The sequence below is a fragment of the Laspinema olomoucense D3b genome (genome assembly GCF_025370785.1).
GTDB lineage: Bacteria > Cyanobacteriota > Cyanobacteriia > Cyanobacteriales > Laspinemataceae > Laspinema > Laspinema olomoucense.
In genome coordinates this window covers 18058-38035 of sequence record NZ_JAMXFA010000002.1, presented here as the reverse complement: position 1 = coordinate 38035, position 19978 = coordinate 18058, and the positions used below count along the sequence as shown (strand labels likewise).

Below are 19978 nucleotides of genomic sequence, written 5' to 3'. Positions count from 1 at the left end.
AGACGACTGAAGTCGTCACTACGAACAAAGCAGGAGATGACTGACGTTATTTTTGAATGTTTGTAGTAAAGACTTCAGTCTTTTTTTCTGGGAATTTTTCCGGACGATCGCCCAGGTGTTATCCCTCCTGAACCTTTGAGGAACTCCTGGAAAGAGTATCTGTTCACGCCAACTTTGCCGCTGGAGTTAAGTGTTAAGTGTACCCTCGGCAGAGTTTGCACCCTTATTCCCTGCACTCGTGATCCTGATACGATGATCGTAACGGATATTCTTCCCCTAACAGTTTTGGACGTTAATCGGCAAACCTACAAGCAGCTTAAACTGGCGCTGAGTCTGAATTTACGCCGTCAAATCTTTGTGGCGGTGTGTGATGACTTGCCCCTGCGAAACCGCTTGGCAAAGGGTTTAGCTGCGGATTTGAAAGCGGATTGTGGCAGCGGGGAACCCCAGGAGAATGGAGGCGGGAAAACTCGGCAATCGGAATATCCTCGATTGGTCAGTTTGGAGTTAAATCTTCAGGACCCCAATCCTGTCGCCCAAATTGAGGCATGGATCACTCGTCATCCTTTGCCAGATCCGCGATCGCCTTTGCCGGTGTTTCAGGTCCTTGGGTTGGAAAAATTAACCAAGGCAACTCCAGCGGTGCAATGGTCGTTTTTGGCGGACTTAGAGGCGAGTGAGGGCCGCTTGAGTGATCCAGGCGATCGCCTGTTTTCTTGTAGTATTTTACTCTGGGTCTCCCGTCCCTGGGGTCGAACCATTGCCCAATCTGCACCCCAATTTTGGCACTGTCGCACGGGACTCTTTGAGTTTGAGGGCGAACCCACCCCCGTCGCCCAGTCTCCAGAGTACAGTCAAACCACCATTGAAGCATCCCCCGTCATCCCCCGGTTACCCCAGGAAAATCCCCCACCACGACCATTACTCCCATTAGAACAATCCCACCGAGAGACAGAAGGCGACTACCTCCCCCTCAAAACCCCCACTCCCCTCCTCACCGCCCCTATCTCCCCCCTCTCTCTCCCATCTCCCCCATCTCCCCCATCCCCCCCATCTCCCCCATCTCCCCCATCCCCTCCCAAACCTCCAGCAAAGCTGGTGGAATTAGTCTGGGCCACGGTTAATGCACGAATCAGCGCCGATGTCAAGGCTGAATTAGTGCCTTCTGCGGCCAATACCCTCCCCGTGACGCTGTTGGAACAGGTGGAACAACTGCACCAGAGCGGGACCTCTCGGGGGGAACTGGCTCATGCTTATCTAAAATTGGGTTCGTTCTATCGAGATAGGTTATCCCAGGGGAGTAGCGGGAATCAAAATGGGGCGACAGTGGACCCGGAGTTGTTGCCGCAATATCTGACCCTGGCAATTCTGGCATACCAAGAGGCGATCGCCTTGATGGAGAAGGATGCGCCGGAGTGGGGGGATCTGGCGAATGACTTGGGAAATTGTCACTGGATGCGATCGCGTTATCCATCGCAACCGGAGGAGAAACTCGCCAACTTATTCAAGGCAGTTGAACTCTATCACCAAGGATTGCAACATCTGGATGCGGAGGCCCAACCGGCTGTCTGGGCGCGGATTCAGAATAATTTAGGGGCAGTCTATAGCGAATTGGCCCGGTATCAAGACCGTCAGGAAAATTTACAGCGTTCCATCCTGGCCTACCAACAAGCCTTAGACTATCGCAAGGGGGAACCCGGTGGGGATATGCGGCCTTATGCGGCGACTCAGAATAATTTGGGAACGGCCTATTGGAACTTGGCCCAACATCGGGATGCGGTGGAGAATTTAAAACAAGCGGTTTCGGCCTATAGTGAAGCGTTGCGCCATCACTCGCGATCGGAACAGCCCCTAGAATATGGGATGATTCAAAATAATTTGGGCACAGCCTATTGGAATTTAGCCCAGTATGAAAAACCCAAAGATTATCTGATGCTGGCGATCGCCGCTTATCAGATTGCTTTAATGTATCGGACAAAACAGACAATTCCGGCGGCTCATGCTGCGACTCAAAATAATTTAGGAACCGCCTATTGGCATCTGGCCAATCACTCGCAATCGGAACCCGAACTGAGGGCAGAATTTTTAACTGAGGCGATCGCCGCCTACGATGCCGCCATTACCTTGGGAGAAACACTCTGTCACCAGGGCGGGGGTGAGTCTTCTGCGCCAAAAATACTAGCCTTTGATTTGATTGCCGCTCATACAAACTTGGGATTGGCTCATTATCAACTGGTGACCCAAACCAACGCTATCCCCGATGCCACCTGCCGCGCTCAACATCTCCATGCCGCACTGGATCATTATATCCAAGGGGCGACTGCCACTCAAGACCAACCGGAACGCCATCAAAATGCCTGGGCCTATATTGTCCAAATTGTTCGCACCATTTATGCGGAATTTGGCATCGAGGGCCAAACTCGGGCATTATCGCGAGTCCCCGGTTCCCTGTTAAGCGAACTCATGCGCCGCTTGTAACCCAGTTTCGTCTATCTCTCTTTGAAGGTTGACAAGTGTTAATAGCGAACAAGTTAAAGAGACTGGAGAGACCGGAAGCCAGGGGATACCTGTACAAGGAAAACCCCGAATGTCATAATTCAAAAATTAAACAATAAAAGCCAAGAATTGGCGAGATGACCCGTAGATTTTTTGCAAACAGAACAGCTATAAACTCAAGTCGAAGGATGACCCAGAAGATTGCTATAATAATCACCAAAGAATAATGGGATTTTAATAAAGAAGCCGGGGAGAGAGCCAGCCAACGGGCAAACCCCGCCAAAATCGGTCCAGCAATTGGGAAGCGAGCAAATTCTAGGGGCAGCATCAGGAGAACCCTAAAAAAACCTATCCGACTGCTAAGGAAAGCAACCGCTAGATCACACGAGCGACCCGGGCAAACCGATTGGAAAAAACAGTAAACAAAATCACTAGGAATTTTTGGGCGTGAACAGTACCCCTATCTTGAAAAAATTTGAGTCAAACAACCTGTTTCCCTTTGCGTTAGATCGATTTCAGCATGAGGCGATCGCCGCCTTAGAAGCAGGCCGGTCCGTGGTGGTTTGTGCGCCCACGGGTTCCGGGAAAACCTTAATCGGAGAATACACCATCCACCGCGCCTTAAAACGGGGTGGACGAGTCTTTTACACCACCCCCCTCAAAGCCCTCTCTAACCAAAAACTGCGCGACTTTCGGCAACAGTTTGGAGAGGAAAACGTGGGACTGCTCACCGGGGATATCTCCATCAACCGGGATGCAGCAGTGTTGGTGATGACCACGGAAATTTTTAGAAATATGCTCTACGGTACCTCCATTGGGGCCGTGGGGACTTCCTTACATGGAGTCGAGGCGGTAGTTCTGGACGAATGCCACTACATGAACGATCGCCAACGGGGCACCGTCTGGGAAGAATCAATCATCTACTGTCCTCCGGAAATTCAGCTTGTCGCCCTCTCGGCCACCGTTGCCAACGCTGGACAGTTAACCGAATGGATCTCCCAGGTACATGGACCCACCCAGTTAATTTACTCGGATTATCGACCCGTTCCCCTAGAATTTTACTTTTGCAGCGCCAAGGGACTGTTTCCCCTGCTGAGTAAAGATCATACCAAGATTAACCAGCGCCTGATTAAAACCCCAGGGAAAGGCAGAGGGTCGAATCGAGATGAACCGGGGTTAATTGAGTTATTGACCCATTTGCATGAGCAGGATATGCTTCCGGCGATTTACTTTATCTTCAGTCGTCGGCGTTGTGATGATGCAGTTGCCCAAGTCTCTGACCTGAGTCTGGTGACGCCCCAAGAAGCGGCACAACTGCACAAACGAGTCCATGAATTTCTAGCCAAAAACCCAGAAGCAGAACGCACGGGACAACTGCAACCCCTCCTCCGGGGAATCGCTGCCCATCATGCCGGAATTTTACCCGCCTGGAAAGGATTAGTCGAAGAACTGTTTCAGGCGGGTTTAATTAAAGTCGTCTTTGCTACAGAAACCCTGGCGGCAGGAATTAATATGCCTGCGCGAACGACAGTGATTTCCAGTTTATCCAAGCGGACCGATGATGGACATCGACTCTTAAAAGCCTCAGAATTCCTGCAAATGTCCGGTAGAGCCGGTCGTCGAGGGATGGATGAACGGGGCTATGTGGTCACCGTTCAGACCCGATTTGAAGGGGCAAAAGAAGCGTCCTACTTAGCCACGGTGGGACCGGATCCGTTAGTGAGTCAGTTTACTCCCACTTATGGGATGGTGTTAAATTTGCTGCAAACCCATACCTTAGAGGAAACCAAAGAACTGGTGGAATCGAGTTTTGGGCAGTATTTGGCAACCCTGCACCTGCAACCGAAATTGCAAGATATTTCCAAACAAACCCAGGAATTAGCCAGTCTCAAAAAGCAGTTGCAGGGGGTGGATGAGGACCTGTGCAAGGGATATCAAAAATTACGCGATCGCATGAAGGTGGAACGGCAACTGCTCAAAACCTTAGAGGAGCAAGCTTTAGAATCCACTCGGACGATCGCCGCGCAGGCCCTTTCTACCGCTGAACCGGGACAATTGCTCAGTCTCAAAGGCCGTCATATTGTCACCAAAGAGCCTATTTTGGCGGTTTTGGTGGCCAAAGCACCGGGACCGGGGAAATCGCCGATTTTGGTCTGCTTGAGTCAAAGCAATCGCTGGTATGTGGGGACGGGACTGGATGTGGTGGAATTGCATGAACCGCTACCGAGGTGGAATCAATTTGAATCCCCGTTACCCCCGGGAGAATTGATCCTCAAACCGGGACAATCCCGCAAGGGAAATGAAGATACAGCAGCGATCGCCCAGTTGATTCCCCTGGAAGTTCCCACCTTTTATGCCCCAGAAGTAGTGGAACAGGAGGGACGAATTGCGGCCCTGGATGCTCAACTCAAGGACCATCCTCTCAATCAATATGGACATCCTGGCACTCTGGTTAAACATTTCAAACGCTATAAGAAGCTAGAAAGCGACCTCAGCAAGGTCAAAAACAAGCTGGATAGCCATCTCACCGCTCACTGGGAAGAGTTTCTGGATTTGATTAACATTCTGCAACAGGTGGGATGTTTACGACAGTTGGAAACCCAAACCGATGGCGATGAAGAGGCGATTGAAAACCTGACTTTTGAGGTGACTCCCCTGGGAGAAAGTGCGGCGGCGATTCGGGGAGATAACGAGTTATGGCTGGGATTAGCCCTGATGTCTGGCTGTTTAGAATGGTTAGAACCCCATCAGTTTGCTTGTGCTTGTGCCGCCTTGGTGACAGAGGTTTCCCGTCCTGATAATTGGACGAATTATAATCTGTCCCGAGAGGTGGAGGGGGCCTTGTCGCAACTCCAAGGAGAACGACGACAACTGTTTCAACTGCAACACCGCCATCGAGTAGCACTACCGATTTGGTTAGAACGGCAATTAATTGCGATCGTGGAAGAGTGGGCGCTTGGGGTGGAATGGACCGAACTCTGTGCGAATACGAGTTTAGATGAGGGTGATATTGTGCGAATGTTGCGCCGGACTTTGGATTTCTTGTCTCAAATTCCCTATGTCCCTCACATTTCTGAGGGGTTGAAGGTGAATGCTTATCGGGCGATTCAGTTGATTAATCGCTTCCCGGTGAATGAGACAGTGGATTAAGCCATTGGCGGGGATTTGAAGGCTCCTCAAACGCTACAGGTTTGGGGGTGCGATCGCCCTCCCCAAGATATCGGGGAGGGTTAGGTTTTATCCCTGATGCCGCATTAATAATGATCAATAAAAACCCGCACCCTCAAGGGTCTGGCTCTACAAACGAAGCCCGCCTGCGCGGCGTCAGAAAGAAAAACGACTTTGTTGATTAGCCGTTTCGTTCGAGAGGATTGAGAAGGTGAAAGAATATACATTTAAACTGGATGATTCAATCAGCCAATTTGTTGAACAGTTCCAAGACTATGGGTTTCAAGATTCGAGGGCGCTTGTTATGACAGCGCTGCAAAGATTGCGATCGGCTTTAGAATCAGCTAAATTACAAGAATCAGCCGCCCTTTATGCGGAAATCTATGAAGAAGAGCCAGAGTTACAAGCATTAGCGGAAGCTGGGTTAGAAGAATGGCCGAAAGAATAAAACTCCAGATCAATTACCGCCTTCGCCGACTGCGGAAGCTACCTCCCCGAGTGCGAGAGGGGGTGCGAATGGAGTTGGAGTTCTCTTCGGGGTTGGGAACGTTCACCCCACCGGAATTCTTGGAGGTTCTGGGGGGTACATAATAATGAATTTCATTGCAGGGATTTCCCCAAGCGTCCCAACATTCTTGATAGTCTGCTTGATCGCTTTCATCGGAATTGGATTCTGTTGTCGCTTGCAAATAGTCGATGATTTTTTGGGCTAATTTGTGATTTTGGGTATCCCCTTGCTGAGAAAACAGTTGGGCGGCTTGCTGGAAGTCTGCCATTGCTGTGGAGGGGTCTTTTAGGGCATAGTGAGCGCCACCTCGTTCCAGATAAGCTTGTGCATAATTGGGCTGGTTCTGAATCGCGAGATTGTAGTCTTCTAGTGCTTTTTCCTCATTTCCGAGTTCATAATGAGATAAACCTCGGTTGTAGTAGGCTTCGGCAAAGTTAGGATTGAGTTGGATAGCTTTGTCGTAGTGTTGAATGGCTTGGAGATTATTTCCGAGTTCTGAGTAAGCGATTCCTTGTCCGATGTAGGCTTCCGGTTGACTGGCATTCAGGGCGATCGCCTGGTTAAAATATTGAATGGCTCGCCTATAGTCTCGTTTACTAATTTCCGCAGCGCCTCGATTATTAAAGCCTACCGCTTTTTGAGCAGTCGCCATTCGTTGGTTAATGATGGTCAAATTAGTTTGATAACTTGATAACTTTTGTTGAGCGGTTGAACTGACAATGCTATCCGGTGAAATGCTCTGTAAATGCCCGATCGCTTCCTGCCATTTCTCCCGTGCTTTGGCCCAAACTTCCAGCGGATGAGGAGGATTTTGAACAAGCACTGCGGCTTCCATTGCCAGGGTTTCTGCTAGTTTGAGGCGTTCCGTGGCGGTTAGGTTCAGTTGTACCGTAGTTTGGAGCGATCGCAATTGGGGTAAATTAGCCTGAGCTTGTTGATAGTTGAACCCCGGTAAATTAGGAATTTTTTCTAGGATAACCGTGGCAGTTTGGAGGGTTTGGCGGTGCTGTTTCAGGAAATCAATATTTAACGTTTTTTGCGCTGTTTCTATCTCAGTGCCAATGGTTGTTGAGGTGGTTAGCGCCCACTGCTGGACCTTGAGTGCGGCGATCGCACTTCCCCCCACCACAAAACCCAACAAGGCGATCGCGGCGATAAATGCTTTGGGTTTCCGGGAAGATGGTGACGCGACTGGATTCGGTGACCCTTCTGGGCGATCGTCTGCCTCAGTTTGCGCCAATTGTTCTGCCAGTGGCGCTGCGATCGCCTCAGGCAACTGCTCTAACTTTAAATCCATCTCCATCGCCTGACGCAATTGCTGCAACTCTAACTCAATCTCTAAGTCCTTACCCTGTTGACCCATTTTTCCTACCGCCTGCTCGTTGGTCTATGGAACGCCTACCCGAATTTGGGATATCCTGATTTTACTGTGGTTGGGACTGACAAAACTCATCCGTTTTTGATACTCCATCCGGTTTTTAAAGCTCTATCACAACCGGATAGAGTATGAGTACCCCAATCCCCGGGGCGATCGCGCATCCCACTCCACCAGCCAAAAGGATTCCTGAGACTTAACCGAACGGGTGACAGCTTTTGTGCAAGATAAGCTGAGTATCGAACACGGTTTATTTGATAGGGATTGCTTTCCTACTACGGAAAGTTAAGGAGGAAAAAAATGCCTAAAATCAATTTATAGCTCATCTGGAGGTGACAATCCATGACCCTCTCCCTAGAAAAACCCACCCCACCCAACTCCATCCTCCAACAGCACAACGCCACCTGGCAAGACTATGTGGCTATCCGGGATAACCCCGATATAGACTGGCAAAAAATCTCATTTCATCAAGGATGGTTGTGGATAGATATGGGCAAAGAAGGACCAAATCATGCTTCCTTCAGTGATTTGATGACGGCAATTTTCTTTGTTTGGGTATTTCTACACCCTGAGTTTGTCTTGCAATCTTATGGCCGCTGTGTCATTGAACGCCCGGATACCCACGCCTGTGCGCCAGATTTAGTGTTGTACAAGGGTGATAATATTCCCAGATGGCAACCCGGAGAACCGCGCCGGATTGACTTGCGTCGCCACCGTTTGCCCGACCTGGTGGGGGAAATTGCCGATACGACCCTCACTCTTGACCTGGATGAACAAAAGCAACTCTACGCCAGCTTAGGGATTCCTGAATATTGGGTGGTTGATGTCAAAGGACGGCGGATTTTTGCCTTTGGCTTGACTCCCTTGGGGCATTATGAAGCGATCGCGCAGTCCCAAGTGTTGACGGGGTTGCCGATCGCCCTTTTAGAACAAACCCTAGAACAACTGAACACGGAAACCAACACTGCTGCCGCCAATTGGTTAATTCAACAGTTACAAAACCCGCCACAACAACAGGACGGCATTGCTGAATTTGAACACCAGGAGGAAAACAATGCCTAAATCCACACCCAAATCTGCCACCGATGAAGATTTAGAATTGTTGGCTGAGTTGGGGATAGATATCGCCCCGGAACCCACTCGCCAACATTCTCCCCGAGAAGAGCGGATTATCGCAGGTTTTGACGAAATTGAGCGGTTTGTCGCCAAAACAGGTAGACTGCCTCAACATGGGGAGGATCGGAATATTTTTGATCGCCTTTATGCGGTGCGCCTCGATCGCCTGCGAGAATTGGCGGAATGTCGCGCCCTCCTAAAACCTCTGGACTCCCAAGGGCTTTTAAATGCGGGAAATGATGCTAATTGGACTTTAGAAGAAAACCTGGAAGCAGACGACATTGATGCGGTGCTGTTGGCTTCTGTGGGGGTTGATGCGGCTTCAGAAAACGATGTTACTCAGTTAACTCATGTGCGATCGCGCAGCATTGCCGCAGGCAAATCGCGTCGAGAAATCAAGGCAGCGGAGGAAGTGGCCCAGCGCTTTTCCTGCGAGGATTTTGATGAATTTAAACCCCTCTTTGAGGAAGTTGCCCGTCAGTTAAAAACTGGGGAACGGCAAACGGTGAAATATCAAGATAATGCCACAATTAATACCGAGGATTTGTTTATTCTTGATGGACAAAAGGTTTTGGTGGCTGAGATGGGAGAGATGTTTATCAGTGAGTATGGTCTTAAAAATTGCCGGATGCGGGTGATTTATGACAATGGTACTGAGAGTAATCCCCTGTTTAGGTCATTCCAGCGCGCTTTAAATAAAGATAAAAAGAGCCGTCGCATTACTAAGCTGGATTTAGGCCCGTTATTTTCTTTTCAGGCTGAACCCGAAGTGGAGGCAGAAGAGGAATTACCGACGGGTTATATTTATGTTTTGCGGAGTGAGTCGGAACATCCTTTTATTGCTCAGAATCGGTTGATTATTCATAAAATTGGGGTGAGGGGTGGGAATGTTAAAAAGCGAATTGCTAACGCTAAGCAAGACCCGACCTATTTGTTAGCCGATGTGGAAATTGTGGCAACGTTTAAACTTGCCAATATTAACCGGAAAAAACTAGAGGCAATTTTGCAGAAGTTTTTCGCCAGTGCGCGATTAGAGTTGGAATTGCGCGATCGCTTTGATATGCCAGTCAAGCCCAGAGAGTGGTTCCTCGTGCCGTTGGCAGCTATTGAGGAGGCGATCGCCAAAATCCAGGACGGCACCATTGAGCAATTCCGATATGAGCGGGAAACAGCCAGTCTTATTAGAGTATAAGAATACATTAATGTGCTTATACTGCTGTGTTTCTTCTACTTTCAGCCGACTGCATAGTCACTCATTTTCCGCATAAAAGGAGGGTAAAAGCCCAGCACAATATCTTGCTTTGGGACACCCAAATTGACTAAATCTTCCGCAACATCATGCTCTGTTGAATTGCAAAAAATCCAAATTTTTTCATTGCGGATATCTAAATGAATGACACCCTGATGAATCCAGCGCTCATGATGCCAACCAAAATGGACAATTTGATAATGATTTTGTTGGGTATCAAAAATAGTCTCTACCTCAATCTCACCATAAGCTGGCTTACTTTCTGCATAACCCATCAACAATTTTTGCACAATTTGTTGATATTTTTTTAATTTACCTGTCACTCCTTCCATAGCAAAATTCGCTCCAATTCAATATTGTAAACGATGAGTTTTACAGAATTTTCTTGCAACATTGAGGCCGGAAATTCCCGTTGAAAGAAAGTGTGATAGACTAGATTAGGGATAGCCAGATAGAGGATGCGCTCGGGGTCTTCACGGCGTAAAGCAGCCCGATAGTTAATAAACTGCCCCAACGCTGTATGAAACTCGGAAATTGCCGATGCCCTCGCCAAAAAACTTTTGACTTCCACCGCAATTTTATCATTTCCGCGCTCTGCCGCTAGTAATCGTTCTGCCCCTAAATCAATCTCCATATCTACCCCACCGACTTTAATCTCAAGGGGATCGTGAGTGACAGTCCACCCATCTGATTCGAGAGCTGTCTTAACAACTTGATGAAAACGATCTTTAGCCATAATAGACGATCGCATAAACCCGATGCTATCCAAACTGATTATACCAAGCTATCATAGCGCCCAAGAGTTTGAACCTCTGAGGGGCTAGAAGGACTGGGTTGAGAGCGGATTCGGCATCGGACACAATTGGATGAATCAGTCACCCGCCTAGAAGCGAACTGGGATGGAAACTCCCCAGGAACTAGACACAGGTGGCATTTCAAAAGAGTCCAGTTATGCTACAATTAATTAAAAAAATTTGGGTAGGCTGGCTATGAGATTTATTAACCCCAAAACCGACTACGCTTTTAAAAAAATCTTTGGTTCGGCACAAAGCAAGAACATTTTAATCAGTTTTCTCAATGCTTTGGTCTATGATGGCAATCCGACTATTCAAGACTTGGAAATCATTAATCCTAATTTGCCCCCTCAACTGGAAGGGTTAAAAGATACCTATCTGGATGTTAAAGCCCAGCTTAATGACGGCACATTTGTGATTGTGGAAATGCAGGTTTTAAATGTGCAATCTTTTGGAAAGCGGGTCTTGTTTAATGCGGCTAAAACTTATGCGTTTCAATTGCAACGGGGACAAGGTTATCGATACCTGAAGCCGGTGATTGCTTTGACTTTAACTGATTTTGAGATGTTTCCGGGACAGAATCAATTGATTTCCCGCTTTGTCTATCGAGAGAAGTCTGAAGGCTGGCATTACCCAGAGAATGAGATGGAGTTAGTCTTTGTGGAATTGCCGAAGTTTACTAAAGAACTGAACGAGCTGGAAACGCTGACAGACAAATGGATTTATTTTATGAAGTATGCCCGATCGCTCACTTCAATTCCTGAAAATATGGATGATATCGCCGAACTCAATCAAGCCTTTGAAATTGCCAATCAAGCGGGATTAACCCTAGAGGAATTAGAAGATTTGGAACGGCGGGAAATGTTTATTTATGACCAACAGGGTGCGATCGCATTGGGACTTGAGCAAGGGCTTGAACAAGGACGGAAACAAGGAATTGAACAAGGAATCGAACAAGGAATCGAACAAGGAATCGAACAAGGAATCGAACAAGGAAAACTGGACGTTGCTCGAAACTTACTGGGTCAACTGAATGATGAGGCGATCGCCCAAGCTACCGGATTAAGTTTGGAAGCGATCGCCACTTTACGGCAAGACATAACCCATGATTAAAAGTCAGTTTTTTATATTAGCCCGCGCAGGCGGGCTTCGTCTGTATAGCCTCCGGGCTTCAGCCTGCGGGTTAAAGCGCAATTCCGTATAATAACCCCAATCTTTTTTATCTATAACTATGAACGCCGTTGAAATCGAAGAAGCCGTTTCCCAACTCGCAGAAGCACCTTTTGACGCCGAAAAATTCCCCTTTGCTTTCCTGGAAGCGTTTGGGAACAAAGCGACGACGATCAAGCGGATCAAAAGTGGGAACTCCAATCAATCGGATTTACCCGGTGGGGTGCTTCAGCGTAACAATATTCATGTGAAAGTGTGCGCGGAAGGGGAAGTCACTGTTACTCTGACAGCGTTGCGGGAGAGTGCCGCTACGAGTCGGTATAAAGCTAAGTTTATTCTGGCGACGGACGGCAAAAGTTTTGAGGCGGAAAATCTGGCGGATGGGGAAACAATTGCTTGTGAATACCAGAATTTTTCCGACCATTTTGGGTTTTTCCTGGCTTTGGCGGGGATTACCACAGTACGGCAAATCCGCGAGAATGCTTTTGATATCAAGGCAACGGGTCGCCTGAATCGGCTATATTTGGAGTTACAGAAGCAGAATCCAGACTGGAATAAGGCGGAACGTCAGGAAGAGTTCAATCATTTTATGGCGCGGCTGATTTTCTGCTTCTTTGCGGAGGATACAAATATTTTCCATAGTGAGGGATTGTTTACCCAGACGATCGCCCAAATGAGTGCAACCGATGCTTCTAATACCCATGAGGTGCTCTCGGAGGTGTTTCGGGCGATGAGCACTCCCCTGAAGGAACGAGAGGGGTTGGGGATTCGCAGTTGGGCGGATCGGTTTCCTTATGTGAATGGGGGGCTATTTTCTGGCAGTTTGGAAGTGCCGCGTTTTAACAAAATTGCCCGTTCTTATTTGCTTCATGTAGGGAATCTGGACTGGAAAAAGATTAATCCCGATATTTTTGGGTCGATGATTCAAGCGGTGGCGGATGAGGAGGAACGCGGCGCTTTGGGGATGCACTATACCAGTGTGCCGAATATTCTCAAAGTGCTAAATCCGTTGTTTTTGGATGATTTACGCAGTCAGTTGGAGGACGCGGGGGATAATCGCCGGAAGTTGTTGAATTTGCGGCAACGAATAGCGCGAATTCGGGTGTTTGACCCCGCTTGTGGTTCGGGGAATTTTCTGGTAATTGCTTATAAGGAAATGCGGAAGATTGAGGCGGAAATTAACCACCGTCGGGGGGAATTGGAACAGTGTTCTGAGATTCCCTTAACCAATTTTCGGGGGATTGAAATTCGCAATTTTGCCGCAGAAATTACCCGGTTAGCGTTGATTATTGCCGAGTTTCAGTGTGATGTGTTGTATCGGGGGCCGCAGTTGGCGTTGTTGGAGTTTCTACCACCGAAACAGGAGAATTGGATTACTTGTGGGAATGCCTTGCGGTTGGATTGGTTGAGTTGGTGTCCACCCACGGGAACGGGGGTGAAGGTGCAGCGTGAGGATTTGGATTTGTGGGGGGAAATGCGGGACGAGGCAGAGATTGATTTTGAAAATGAGGGGGGAGAAACTTATATTTGTGGGAATCCGCCTTATTTGGGTTCGACTTGGCAAACGACTGAACAGAAGAACGATTTAAAACGTGTTTTTGAGCATCGAACAAAACTCTGGAAGTCGCTGGATTATGTGTCTGGTTGGTTTATGAAAGCGGCAGATTATGGAACTCAGACTAATTCTGCGGCGGCTTTTGTCTCGACTAATTCGATTTGTCAGGGGCAACAAGTGCCGATTTTATGGCCGCTAATTTTTGAAACAGGACATGAGATTGCTTTCGCACATACCTCGTTTAAATGGGCGAATTTGGCGAGTCATAACGCTGGGGTGACGGTGGTTATTGTGGGGATTTCTAATCATGCTCATAAAGTGCGCTACTTGTTTTCTCTTGAGGATCAGGGTAAGACAGTTGTGAAAGAAACTGAAAATATTAATGCTTATTTGGTTGCTGGATCTAACGTGATCGTTGAAAAAGCAGCGAAGCCGTTGGGCGATATTTTTGAAATGCTAAGAGGCAATACCCCTTATGATGGGGGGAACTTGCTGCTTTCTTCTGAGGAGGTAAATAGGCTTAATCTAAGCAAAGAGCAACGGGAAAGATTTATCAGAAGGATCTATGGATCTGCGGAATTTATTCGGGGTTTATCTCGCTATTGCCTGTGGATTGAGGATGAATATTTGGAGGAGGCATTGACCATCGAACCGATTCGAGAGCGAATTGAAACGGTGCGTAAAATACGGCTGGCAAGTCGCGACAAAGGAGCGAATGCTATGGCTAATAGCTCTCATCAGTTTCGCGAAATGAATACAGCGAAAACATACATGATTGTAATTCCTAGAGTCACTTCAGAGAATAGACCGATTTTACCTGTAGGAATCTTGAGTGATCGCGACGTAATCGGCGATCGCAATTTTGCTCTGTACAATGCACCCCTCTGGAACATGGCGCTAATCGCCTCGCGCCTCCATTGGGTCTGGATTGGTACCGTTTGCGTCCGGATGAGAACCGATTTTTCTTACTCCAGCACTCTCGGCTGGAATACCTTCCCTGTTCCCACTCTAACGGAACAAAACAAAATCGATATGACCCGTTGCGCGGAACAAATCCTATTAGCCCGAGAGCATTATTTCCCTGCTACAATTGCCGATATGTACGACCCAGAACGCATGGATAGCGAATTCCCCCTAGTCCGGGAAGCGCACGATCGCAATGATGAAATTATCGAACGCATCTACATCGGTCGCCGCTTCAAAAACGACACCGAACGCCTAGAAAAGCTGTTTGAGCTTTATACTAAAATGACCAGCCAACAAAAGCCAGGGAAAAAGTCTGCTCAACGCAAAAAAGATAAATAATCGTAAAAAACTTACACCTACGGAGATACCAGCCATGTCTAAAACAAGTGTAGAACGGCAAAATTTAATCGAGGCGGTCAATGCTCTACCGGATGAAGTGCTGACTGAGCTTGCCAGCTTTATTGACTACCTACGTTATAAAACAGTCCAGCAGCAGCGCACTGATTCACCTCAGCAAAACTTCCTATTGGCGATCGCTGGTTTAGGAAAATCCGGACAACCCGACACTTCAGATCATGACGAGGAAATTCTACATAATGAAATTGATTCAATTCATGGCTGGAGCAGCAAACCAGGAGATGAGTCATGACGGCAATACTCGATACCAGTTTTTTGTTTGCTTTGACGGATCAGAGCGATTCCCTCCGGGACGCTTCGCGATCGTAACCATAAACGAGTGCTCACGGTTGCTCAGAATACCAATGAAAGGTTAGTGCTACCAGTCGTCCCCATTAAGGAGAATTGAACATGACCCTAGAACTATACCAAGAAGTTGCCTTAACCTGTGATTTACCAGAATATAACCTTAGAGCCGGGGATATCGCAACCCTGATTGATTTCGTCCCTCATCCCAGTAATGGTGAAGAAGGCTGTATTTTAGAAGTATTTAATGCGGTGGGTGAGTCTCTTGCAGTAATTGCAGTCCCCCTATCTATAGTAGAAGTTTTACGTCCTGACGAAATCCTGACCGTTCGTTCTTTAGCCAAGGCGAGTTGATACTAGCTGCAACAGAAGGTGCTATACGTTTCGGCCCTATCTTATCGCCGGTTTCCAGCATTTTTATCCGTTGGTTCCGTGGGTTTTTCTTGAGAAATAATTTGGATTGGATAACAGCTATTGGATTTTAGGTTTAGGGGAGTCTCTGGAGCAAATGCTGAACCCTCGTCAGTGACTGTTACTTGTTCTAACCTCCTTGATTGTTGCATTTTTTTATGTTAGTCTAACCCTTAACTCGCCCATCTATGCGATCGCCCCCTAAACAGCGGTCAGCACCCGCTATGTCCAAAGGGCGGACTGCCTCCTAAAAAGCAACACCCGGAGGATATCAAACTCGCAATCCAGTCTTGCCTCGTATCTATGGAATCAGGAGTCCATCTTAGTAATCAGGATAAATTAGTCATGCCTAAGTCTAGCCCCCAACCCTCCTTTAGTCTGCATAAATTAAGAGAACTCCAGTTAAGGGTCGATCGCGAAAAAGATTTAGGGAAGTTGTGGAATTTTTATATGGACAGATTTGCCGATCATCCCGAATTTCTGGATTTTGGTGGACCAGTTGATCATCCTTTTTTGAAAAAAATCATCCCGCTCCTCACTCAGAAACTGTTTAAGAAAGACCCCCACAACCTTTTGCTAATTAGAATTCCTGAATATGAGTTTATTCATGGGAGCTTTTGGGTAGAGAACCAGATTGGTGGGGTGATTTATTTCGAGAAAAAACTTAAGGGAGTAGCCGCTATAGAAGACTCCAATCTATCAGGGAACGTGCAGTATTCTCGCTTCACTGGATATCCCGTAGATAATAACTGAATCCAGTTAGGGGGGAGCATCCCAATTTGGACAGTCGGCCCTCATCCCCTTCTCCCCAGCCAGGAGGCCCTCAACCTAAATCTCTCCCCTGGAAGGCAGAGGGATTTAGGGTGAGGGTTGCCTTTCATCGGGAGGCAGTCTATCGGATTCGTTCCCAAAGTTGTTAGAATTGCTCCTTACTGTCTTGACCCAGGAATAAGGAACAACAGTGTGATGAGTGATCGCCGTTATCATCTGCGAAAATCTTTGAGAAAGGTGCAGTCGATTTCCAACCTAGGGCAATGGATAATCGGAACCTTAGTGACAAGTTTGGGGTTACTGAATACCCCCGTCTCCGGGGCGATCGCACAGCCGACTCCAGGAGGGGCCAGGATTCCAGAGACCTCCCTCAGTCAAACTGCACCGGAAACGACTCCGGGTCGAGTTCCCTCCCAACCCCTCACGGAAAACTCGGCGTTGCGCTTAGGGGTGGTCCGCAGTTCGGAAAATGAAGCCCAATGGGAGGCGATCGATGCCCGCTTACGGGCCGCAGGATTGGCCTATGATACGATTCAACTCGATCGCCTGTTGGATGATGCCCAAGAGGCCAATATTACAGTCCTGTTTATCCCCAATATTTCCACCTGGACTGTGGAACAGGCCCTCGCCCTGGAAAGTTTACTCAGTCAAGGGGTTCATGCGATCGTCTCAGGACCGTTAGGGGTGAACTCCGCAACAGGGATTCGTCATGCTTTAACCGCCACCCTGGGAGGAACTTGGCAAGGTGAGTTGTCCGAACCCACGCCGATGGAACCCCTTTATTGCCGGACTGAAATGCTTTGTCCCTCCAATTGGATTCCCCCAGAGGTCAACCGCATCGCCATTCCTGGGGGAATTTTAGCGCCGAGTGGCTATAACACGGAAGTGATGACCACCTGGGGTCCCGCACCGGGAAATCCTGCGGTTCTGGTTAGCGATCGCACGACGTTTTTTGGCTGGGAATGGGGCAATCATGCGGATGTAGAGTATGACAGCGCCTGGTTACGGGCGGCCCTCCTGCGAAGTGAACTCCAACGGGGACCCATAGTCAATCGCACCGTAGCGGGTGAGCAGAATACCACCACTGAACCCCCATCCCAGGCCCCGTCATCTTCCGCCCAAAGCGAGGCAGAACAATTGCGGGAAGCTCAGATGCAACGGAGGCAACAGCCAGAAGCGGCCCCCGCTAGTAGTCCGGTTCCTGCACCTGCGCCAGCCCCCCAAGCACCGGCGCGTCCCTCTCCTGGGGATACTCTTCCGTCATTTCCTGGGAGTGCGGTTCCCTCCCCGTCTGGAACCACAGGAGTAGAAGCGGTTTCCCCGCCTGGGCTGGATCCGGCGGAAGAAACGGCACCTCCGGGGCTGAGGGTGGAGCAAGGGCCATTGCCGATTCCCTCGTTCCAGGCGATCGAGATGCGGCAAGAATTGGAAAATCTGTTAGGACGGGTGGAAAGCTCGCTGATTACAGCCTCCGTCCATGCTCAAGGTCCTGAACAAGCTGGTTTGGAGACAGATGAGGAGATGACGGATAAATTTGCCGTCGCTTCTGCATCCCTGGAAGCGGTGGGGGAGAAGACACAGACGGAAACTGGGGAGGCGATCGCCCAGATAGAACAGGCGTTTGTCCCCACCCATGAGGCGATCGCCACGGCGCGATCTATGTTGTTGGAATTCCCCCAATTGGTTCAGCAACAGGACTATGCCGGTGCTAGGGCTAAATGGGTGGAAATTCGCGATTTGCTTTGGGAAAACTATCCCACCAACGGCGTACTCGCTCAACCGGAAATCCGCGCAATCTGGTTAGATCGCGGTTCCATTGTGCGGGCGGGGTCAGAACAGGGTCTAGCCCGGATTTTTGACAATCTTGCTGCTGCTGGGATTAATACGGTATTTTTTGAAACCATCAATGCCGGATATCCCATTTATCCCTCCCAGGTAGCACCGCAGCAAAATCCCTTAATTGCCGCAAATTGGGACCCCCTAGCTGTAGCGGTCAAACTAGCTCACGATCGCGGCATGGAGTTACACGCTTGGATCTGGACTTTTGCCGCCGGAAATCAGCGACACAATGTTTTACTCAATTTAGCCCCGAATTATCCCGGTCCTGTAATTGCTGCTCATCCCGATTGGGCGGGTTATACGAACGAGGGACAGATGATTCCCCCAGGACAAACTAAGCCTTTTCTGGACCCGGCAAATCCTGAAGTTCGCAGTTATCTGTTAAACCTTTTAGAGGAAATTGCGACTCGGTATGACGTGGATGGGGTGCAGTTAGATTATATTCGATATCCTTTTCAGGACCCAAGTGCGGAACGCAGTTATGGATATGGCAAGGTTGCACGGCAGGAGTTTCAGAATATAACCGGCGTGGACCCGATGACGATTAGTCCTGGCGATCGCGATTTGTGGCAGCAATGGACCGATTTTCGGGTGCGTCAAATTGATAGTTTTGTTGCTGATGCCTCTCAACTGCTGCGGACTGTGCGTTCTGACGTAATTTTATCTGTGGCGGTGTTTCCGTTGAATCCTCACGATCGCCGCAACAAAATTCAACAAAACTGGGAAGAATGGGCCCGTCGCGGGGATGTTGACTTAGTTGTACCCATGACTTATGCAATGGATACCAACCGTCTGGAACAGTTGGCACAACCTTGGATTAATCAGGAGGACTTGGGTGCGGCTTTAATCTTACCGGCGATTCGTCTGCTGGATCTACCGGAGATTATTGCAGTAGACCAAATCCAGGCATTAAGGAATCAGTCCGTGGGAGGATATGCGCTGTTTGCGGCGGAAAATCTTAACCCGGAGTTGAATGGGATTTTTCAGCGAACTCAAGGACCTTCTGCCTTGGGCGATCGCACTCCCATTCCCTACCGCGAACCCTTTGCAACAGCCGCTGCTCGATTTGCCGGATTGCAACGAGAATGGCAATTTTTGCGGGATACCGAAGAGTTATCTATGAGAGAAACTGACTTTAACAAGTTTGACGAGAAGGGATTGCAATTAACTCAAGCCTTAGAACAGTTGGCGAGTGATCCTTCCGATCCCAATCTTGAGCAAGCCCGTTCGGTTTTGAGGGAATTTCGCGGGCAGTTTCGGAGTTGGATGAATCTCTATTCCTTGCAAAAACCCTATCAGATTCAAACTTGGGAAAATCGTCTCCAAACCCTGGAGGATTTATTAAGTTACGGCGATCAGTTCCTATTACAACGATAACTGGGGATCACGGGGCTTATAACAGTGGGTTTTTACGATTAATAAGTATTATCCTCGTGACCGGGCTGAAGCCACTTCACGCATTCTTTGCGGCTAATCCCTGCCTATTGTACCTGTAGAGTTGAAGCCGGGACAGGTACAATAGGCAGGGATTAGCCCTTGCTGGGGAACTGGAGGCAGAGCCTCCTTCAGAGGGGGACGCGGCAGAAGCCCCCTCACCAGGAAGTGGAGAGGTTTTTAAATAATTTTAAGCTGTTTCAAGGAGATTTATGCTTAAATTCCCCCCAGTTTAGCCGAGGCCAATAGAAGTCTCAGACTCCCTAACTTCCTTCTGTAGGCTGAAGGGCTTGTCATCCTACAGACAGAGGATTTTCTCTAGCCCAAACGATAAGGTAGGGAAAGACTAAATAAATGTCAGCAATCCTTAGTACATTGCCCGGAGATAAGTTTTTAATTAACTTACATCCAATTTTCGCTTGGA

General features: G+C 48.5%; 15 protein-coding genes. 11 read left to right on the top strand and 4 right to left on the bottom strand.

From position 1 onward, the window contains the following. Nucleotides 1–252 precede the first annotated feature (252 nt). The gene (locus tag NG792_RS01475) at nt 253–2478 is read left to right on the top strand and encodes a tetratricopeptide repeat protein (protein ID WP_261234254.1); all 2226 of its coding nucleotides are present in this window, start codon (nt 253–255) and stop codon (nt 2476–2478) included. Nucleotides 2479–2590: 112 nt separating this feature from the next. Here the strand turns inward: NG792_RS01475 and NG792_RS01470 are convergent, their stop codons facing one another. Further along, nucleotides 2591–2824 (bottom strand): hypothetical protein, encoded by a 234-nt coding sequence (locus NG792_RS01470; protein WP_261234253.1) that lies wholly within the window; start codon nt 2822–2824, stop codon nt 2591–2593. Nucleotides 2825–2943: 119 nt separating this feature from the next. Here NG792_RS01470 and NG792_RS01465 point away from each other — a divergent pair, with 119 nt between their 5' ends. Beyond that, the gene (locus NG792_RS01465; RefSeq protein WP_261201768.1) at nt 2944–5646 is read left to right on the top strand and encodes a DEAD/DEAH box helicase; all 2703 of its coding nucleotides are present in this window, start codon (nt 2944–2946) and stop codon (nt 5644–5646) included. 229 nt (nt 5647–5875) lie between these two features. Further along, nucleotides 5876–6112, top strand: a complete 237-nt coding sequence (locus tag NG792_RS01460; protein ID WP_261234252.1) for a hypothetical protein — start codon at nt 5876–5878, stop codon at nt 6110–6112. Between the two features lie 13 nt (nt 6113–6125). Here NG792_RS01460 and NG792_RS01455 read toward each other — a convergent pair whose 3' ends face one another. Continuing rightward, nucleotides 6126–7535, bottom strand: a complete 1410-nt coding sequence (locus tag NG792_RS01455) for a tetratricopeptide repeat protein (RefSeq protein WP_261234251.1) — start codon at nt 7533–7535, stop codon at nt 6126–6128. Between the two features lie 354 nt (nt 7536–7889). Between NG792_RS01455 and NG792_RS01450 the strand changes: the two genes are divergently transcribed. Then, a complete protein-coding gene (locus NG792_RS01450) occupies nt 7890–8609 on the top strand; it encodes a Uma2 family endonuclease (protein WP_261234250.1) in 720 nt (239 codons plus the stop codon). Next, nucleotides 8602–9855, top strand: a complete 1254-nt coding sequence (locus NG792_RS01445; RefSeq protein ID WP_261234249.1) for a GIY-YIG nuclease family protein — start codon at nt 8602–8604, stop codon at nt 9853–9855. The genes NG792_RS01450 and NG792_RS01445 overlap by 8 nt, the downstream gene beginning before the upstream one ends. 41 nt (nt 9856–9896) lie before the next feature. Here the strand turns inward: NG792_RS01445 and NG792_RS01440 are convergent, their stop codons facing one another. Beyond that, nucleotides 9897–10244: a XisI protein gene (locus NG792_RS01440; protein WP_261234248.1), complete on the bottom strand. Its 348-nt coding sequence runs from the start codon at nt 10242–10244 to the stop codon at nt 9897–9899. Beyond that, on the bottom strand, nt 10232–10648 hold the full coding sequence (locus NG792_RS01435; RefSeq protein ID WP_261234247.1) for a XisH family protein: 417 nt from the start codon (nt 10646–10648) through the stop codon (nt 10232–10234). The genes NG792_RS01440 and NG792_RS01435 overlap by 13 nt, the downstream gene beginning before the upstream one ends. Nucleotides 10649–10901: 253 nt before the next feature. Between NG792_RS01435 and NG792_RS01430 the strand changes: the two genes are divergently transcribed. The 6 genes from NG792_RS01430 to NG792_RS01405 all read left to right on the top strand — a co-directional run bounded on the left by NG792_RS01430 (nt 10902) and on the right by NG792_RS01405 (nt 19497). Continuing rightward, nucleotides 10902–11819 (top strand): Rpn family recombination-promoting nuclease/putative transposase, encoded by a 918-nt coding sequence (locus tag NG792_RS01430; RefSeq protein ID WP_261201776.1) that lies wholly within the window; start codon nt 10902–10904, stop codon nt 11817–11819. Nucleotides 11820–11937: 118 nt separating this feature from the next. After that, nucleotides 11938–14736: a class I SAM-dependent DNA methyltransferase gene (locus NG792_RS01425; RefSeq protein ID WP_261234246.1), complete on the top strand. Its 2799-nt coding sequence runs from the start codon at nt 11938–11940 to the stop codon at nt 14734–14736. A gap of 34 nt (nt 14737–14770) precedes the next feature. Next, nucleotides 14771–15046 (top strand): DUF2281 domain-containing protein, encoded by a 276-nt coding sequence (locus NG792_RS01420; RefSeq protein ID WP_261234245.1) that lies wholly within the window; start codon nt 14771–14773, stop codon nt 15044–15046. A gap of 158 nt (nt 15047–15204) precedes the next feature. Beyond that, nucleotides 15205–15453 carry a DUF4926 domain-containing protein gene (locus NG792_RS01415; protein ID WP_261201779.1) on the top strand — a complete coding sequence of 83 codons (249 nt, stop codon included), beginning with the start codon at nt 15205–15207 and terminating at the stop codon, nt 15451–15453. A 402-nt stretch (nt 15454–15855) separates the two neighbouring features. After that, nucleotides 15856–16263 carry a hypothetical protein gene (locus tag NG792_RS01410; RefSeq protein ID WP_261234244.1) on the top strand — a complete coding sequence of 136 codons (408 nt, stop codon included), beginning with the start codon at nt 15856–15858 and terminating at the stop codon, nt 16261–16263. A 213-nt stretch (nt 16264–16476) separates the two neighbouring features. After that, nucleotides 16477–19497 carry a glycoside hydrolase family 10-like protein gene (locus NG792_RS01405; RefSeq protein WP_261234243.1) on the top strand — a complete coding sequence of 1007 codons (3021 nt, stop codon included), beginning with the start codon at nt 16477–16479 and terminating at the stop codon, nt 19495–19497. The last annotated feature ends 481 nt before the right edge of the window (nt 19498–19978 follow it).

What these genes read in the sequence shown, in the direction of transcription:
- NG792_RS01445 (WP_261234249.1), top strand. Translation starts at nt 8,602, where the DNA reads ATGCCTAAATCCACACCCAAATCTGCCACCGATGAAGATTTAGAATTG.
- NG792_RS01440 (WP_261234248.1), bottom strand. Translation starts at nt 10,244, where the DNA reads ATGGAAGGAGTGACAGGTAAATTAAAAAAATATCAACAAATTGTGCAA.
- NG792_RS01410 (WP_261234244.1), top strand. Translation starts at nt 15,856, where the DNA reads ATGCCTAAGTCTAGCCCCCAACCCTCCTTTAGTCTGCATAAATTAAGA.
- NG792_RS01470 (WP_261234253.1), bottom strand. Translation starts at nt 2,824, where the DNA reads ATGCTGCCCCTAGAATTTGCTCGCTTCCCAATTGCTGGACCGATTTTG.
- NG792_RS01435 (WP_261234247.1), bottom strand. Translation starts at nt 10,648, where the DNA reads ATGGCTAAAGATCGTTTTCATCAAGTTGTTAAGACAGCTCTCGAATCA.
- NG792_RS01425 (WP_261234246.1), top strand. Translation starts at nt 11,938, where the DNA reads ATGAACGCCGTTGAAATCGAAGAAGCCGTTTCCCAACTCGCAGAAGCA.
- NG792_RS01455 (WP_261234251.1), bottom strand. Translation starts at nt 7,535, where the DNA reads ATGGGTCAACAGGGTAAGGACTTAGAGATTGAGTTAGAGTTGCAGCAA.
- NG792_RS01430 (WP_261201776.1), top strand. Translation starts at nt 10,902, where the DNA reads ATGAGATTTATTAACCCCAAAACCGACTACGCTTTTAAAAAAATCTTT.
- NG792_RS01450 (WP_261234250.1), top strand. Translation starts at nt 7,890, where the DNA reads ATGACCCTCTCCCTAGAAAAACCCACCCCACCCAACTCCATCCTCCAA.
- NG792_RS01420 (WP_261234245.1), top strand. Translation starts at nt 14,771, where the DNA reads ATGTCTAAAACAAGTGTAGAACGGCAAAATTTAATCGAGGCGGTCAAT.
- NG792_RS01475 (WP_261234254.1), top strand. Translation starts at nt 253, where the DNA reads ATGATCGTAACGGATATTCTTCCCCTAACAGTTTTGGACGTTAATCGG.
- NG792_RS01405 (WP_261234243.1), top strand. Translation starts at nt 16,477, where the DNA reads ATGAGTGATCGCCGTTATCATCTGCGAAAATCTTTGAGAAAGGTGCAG.
- NG792_RS01415 (WP_261201779.1), top strand. Translation starts at nt 15,205, where the DNA reads ATGACCCTAGAACTATACCAAGAAGTTGCCTTAACCTGTGATTTACCA.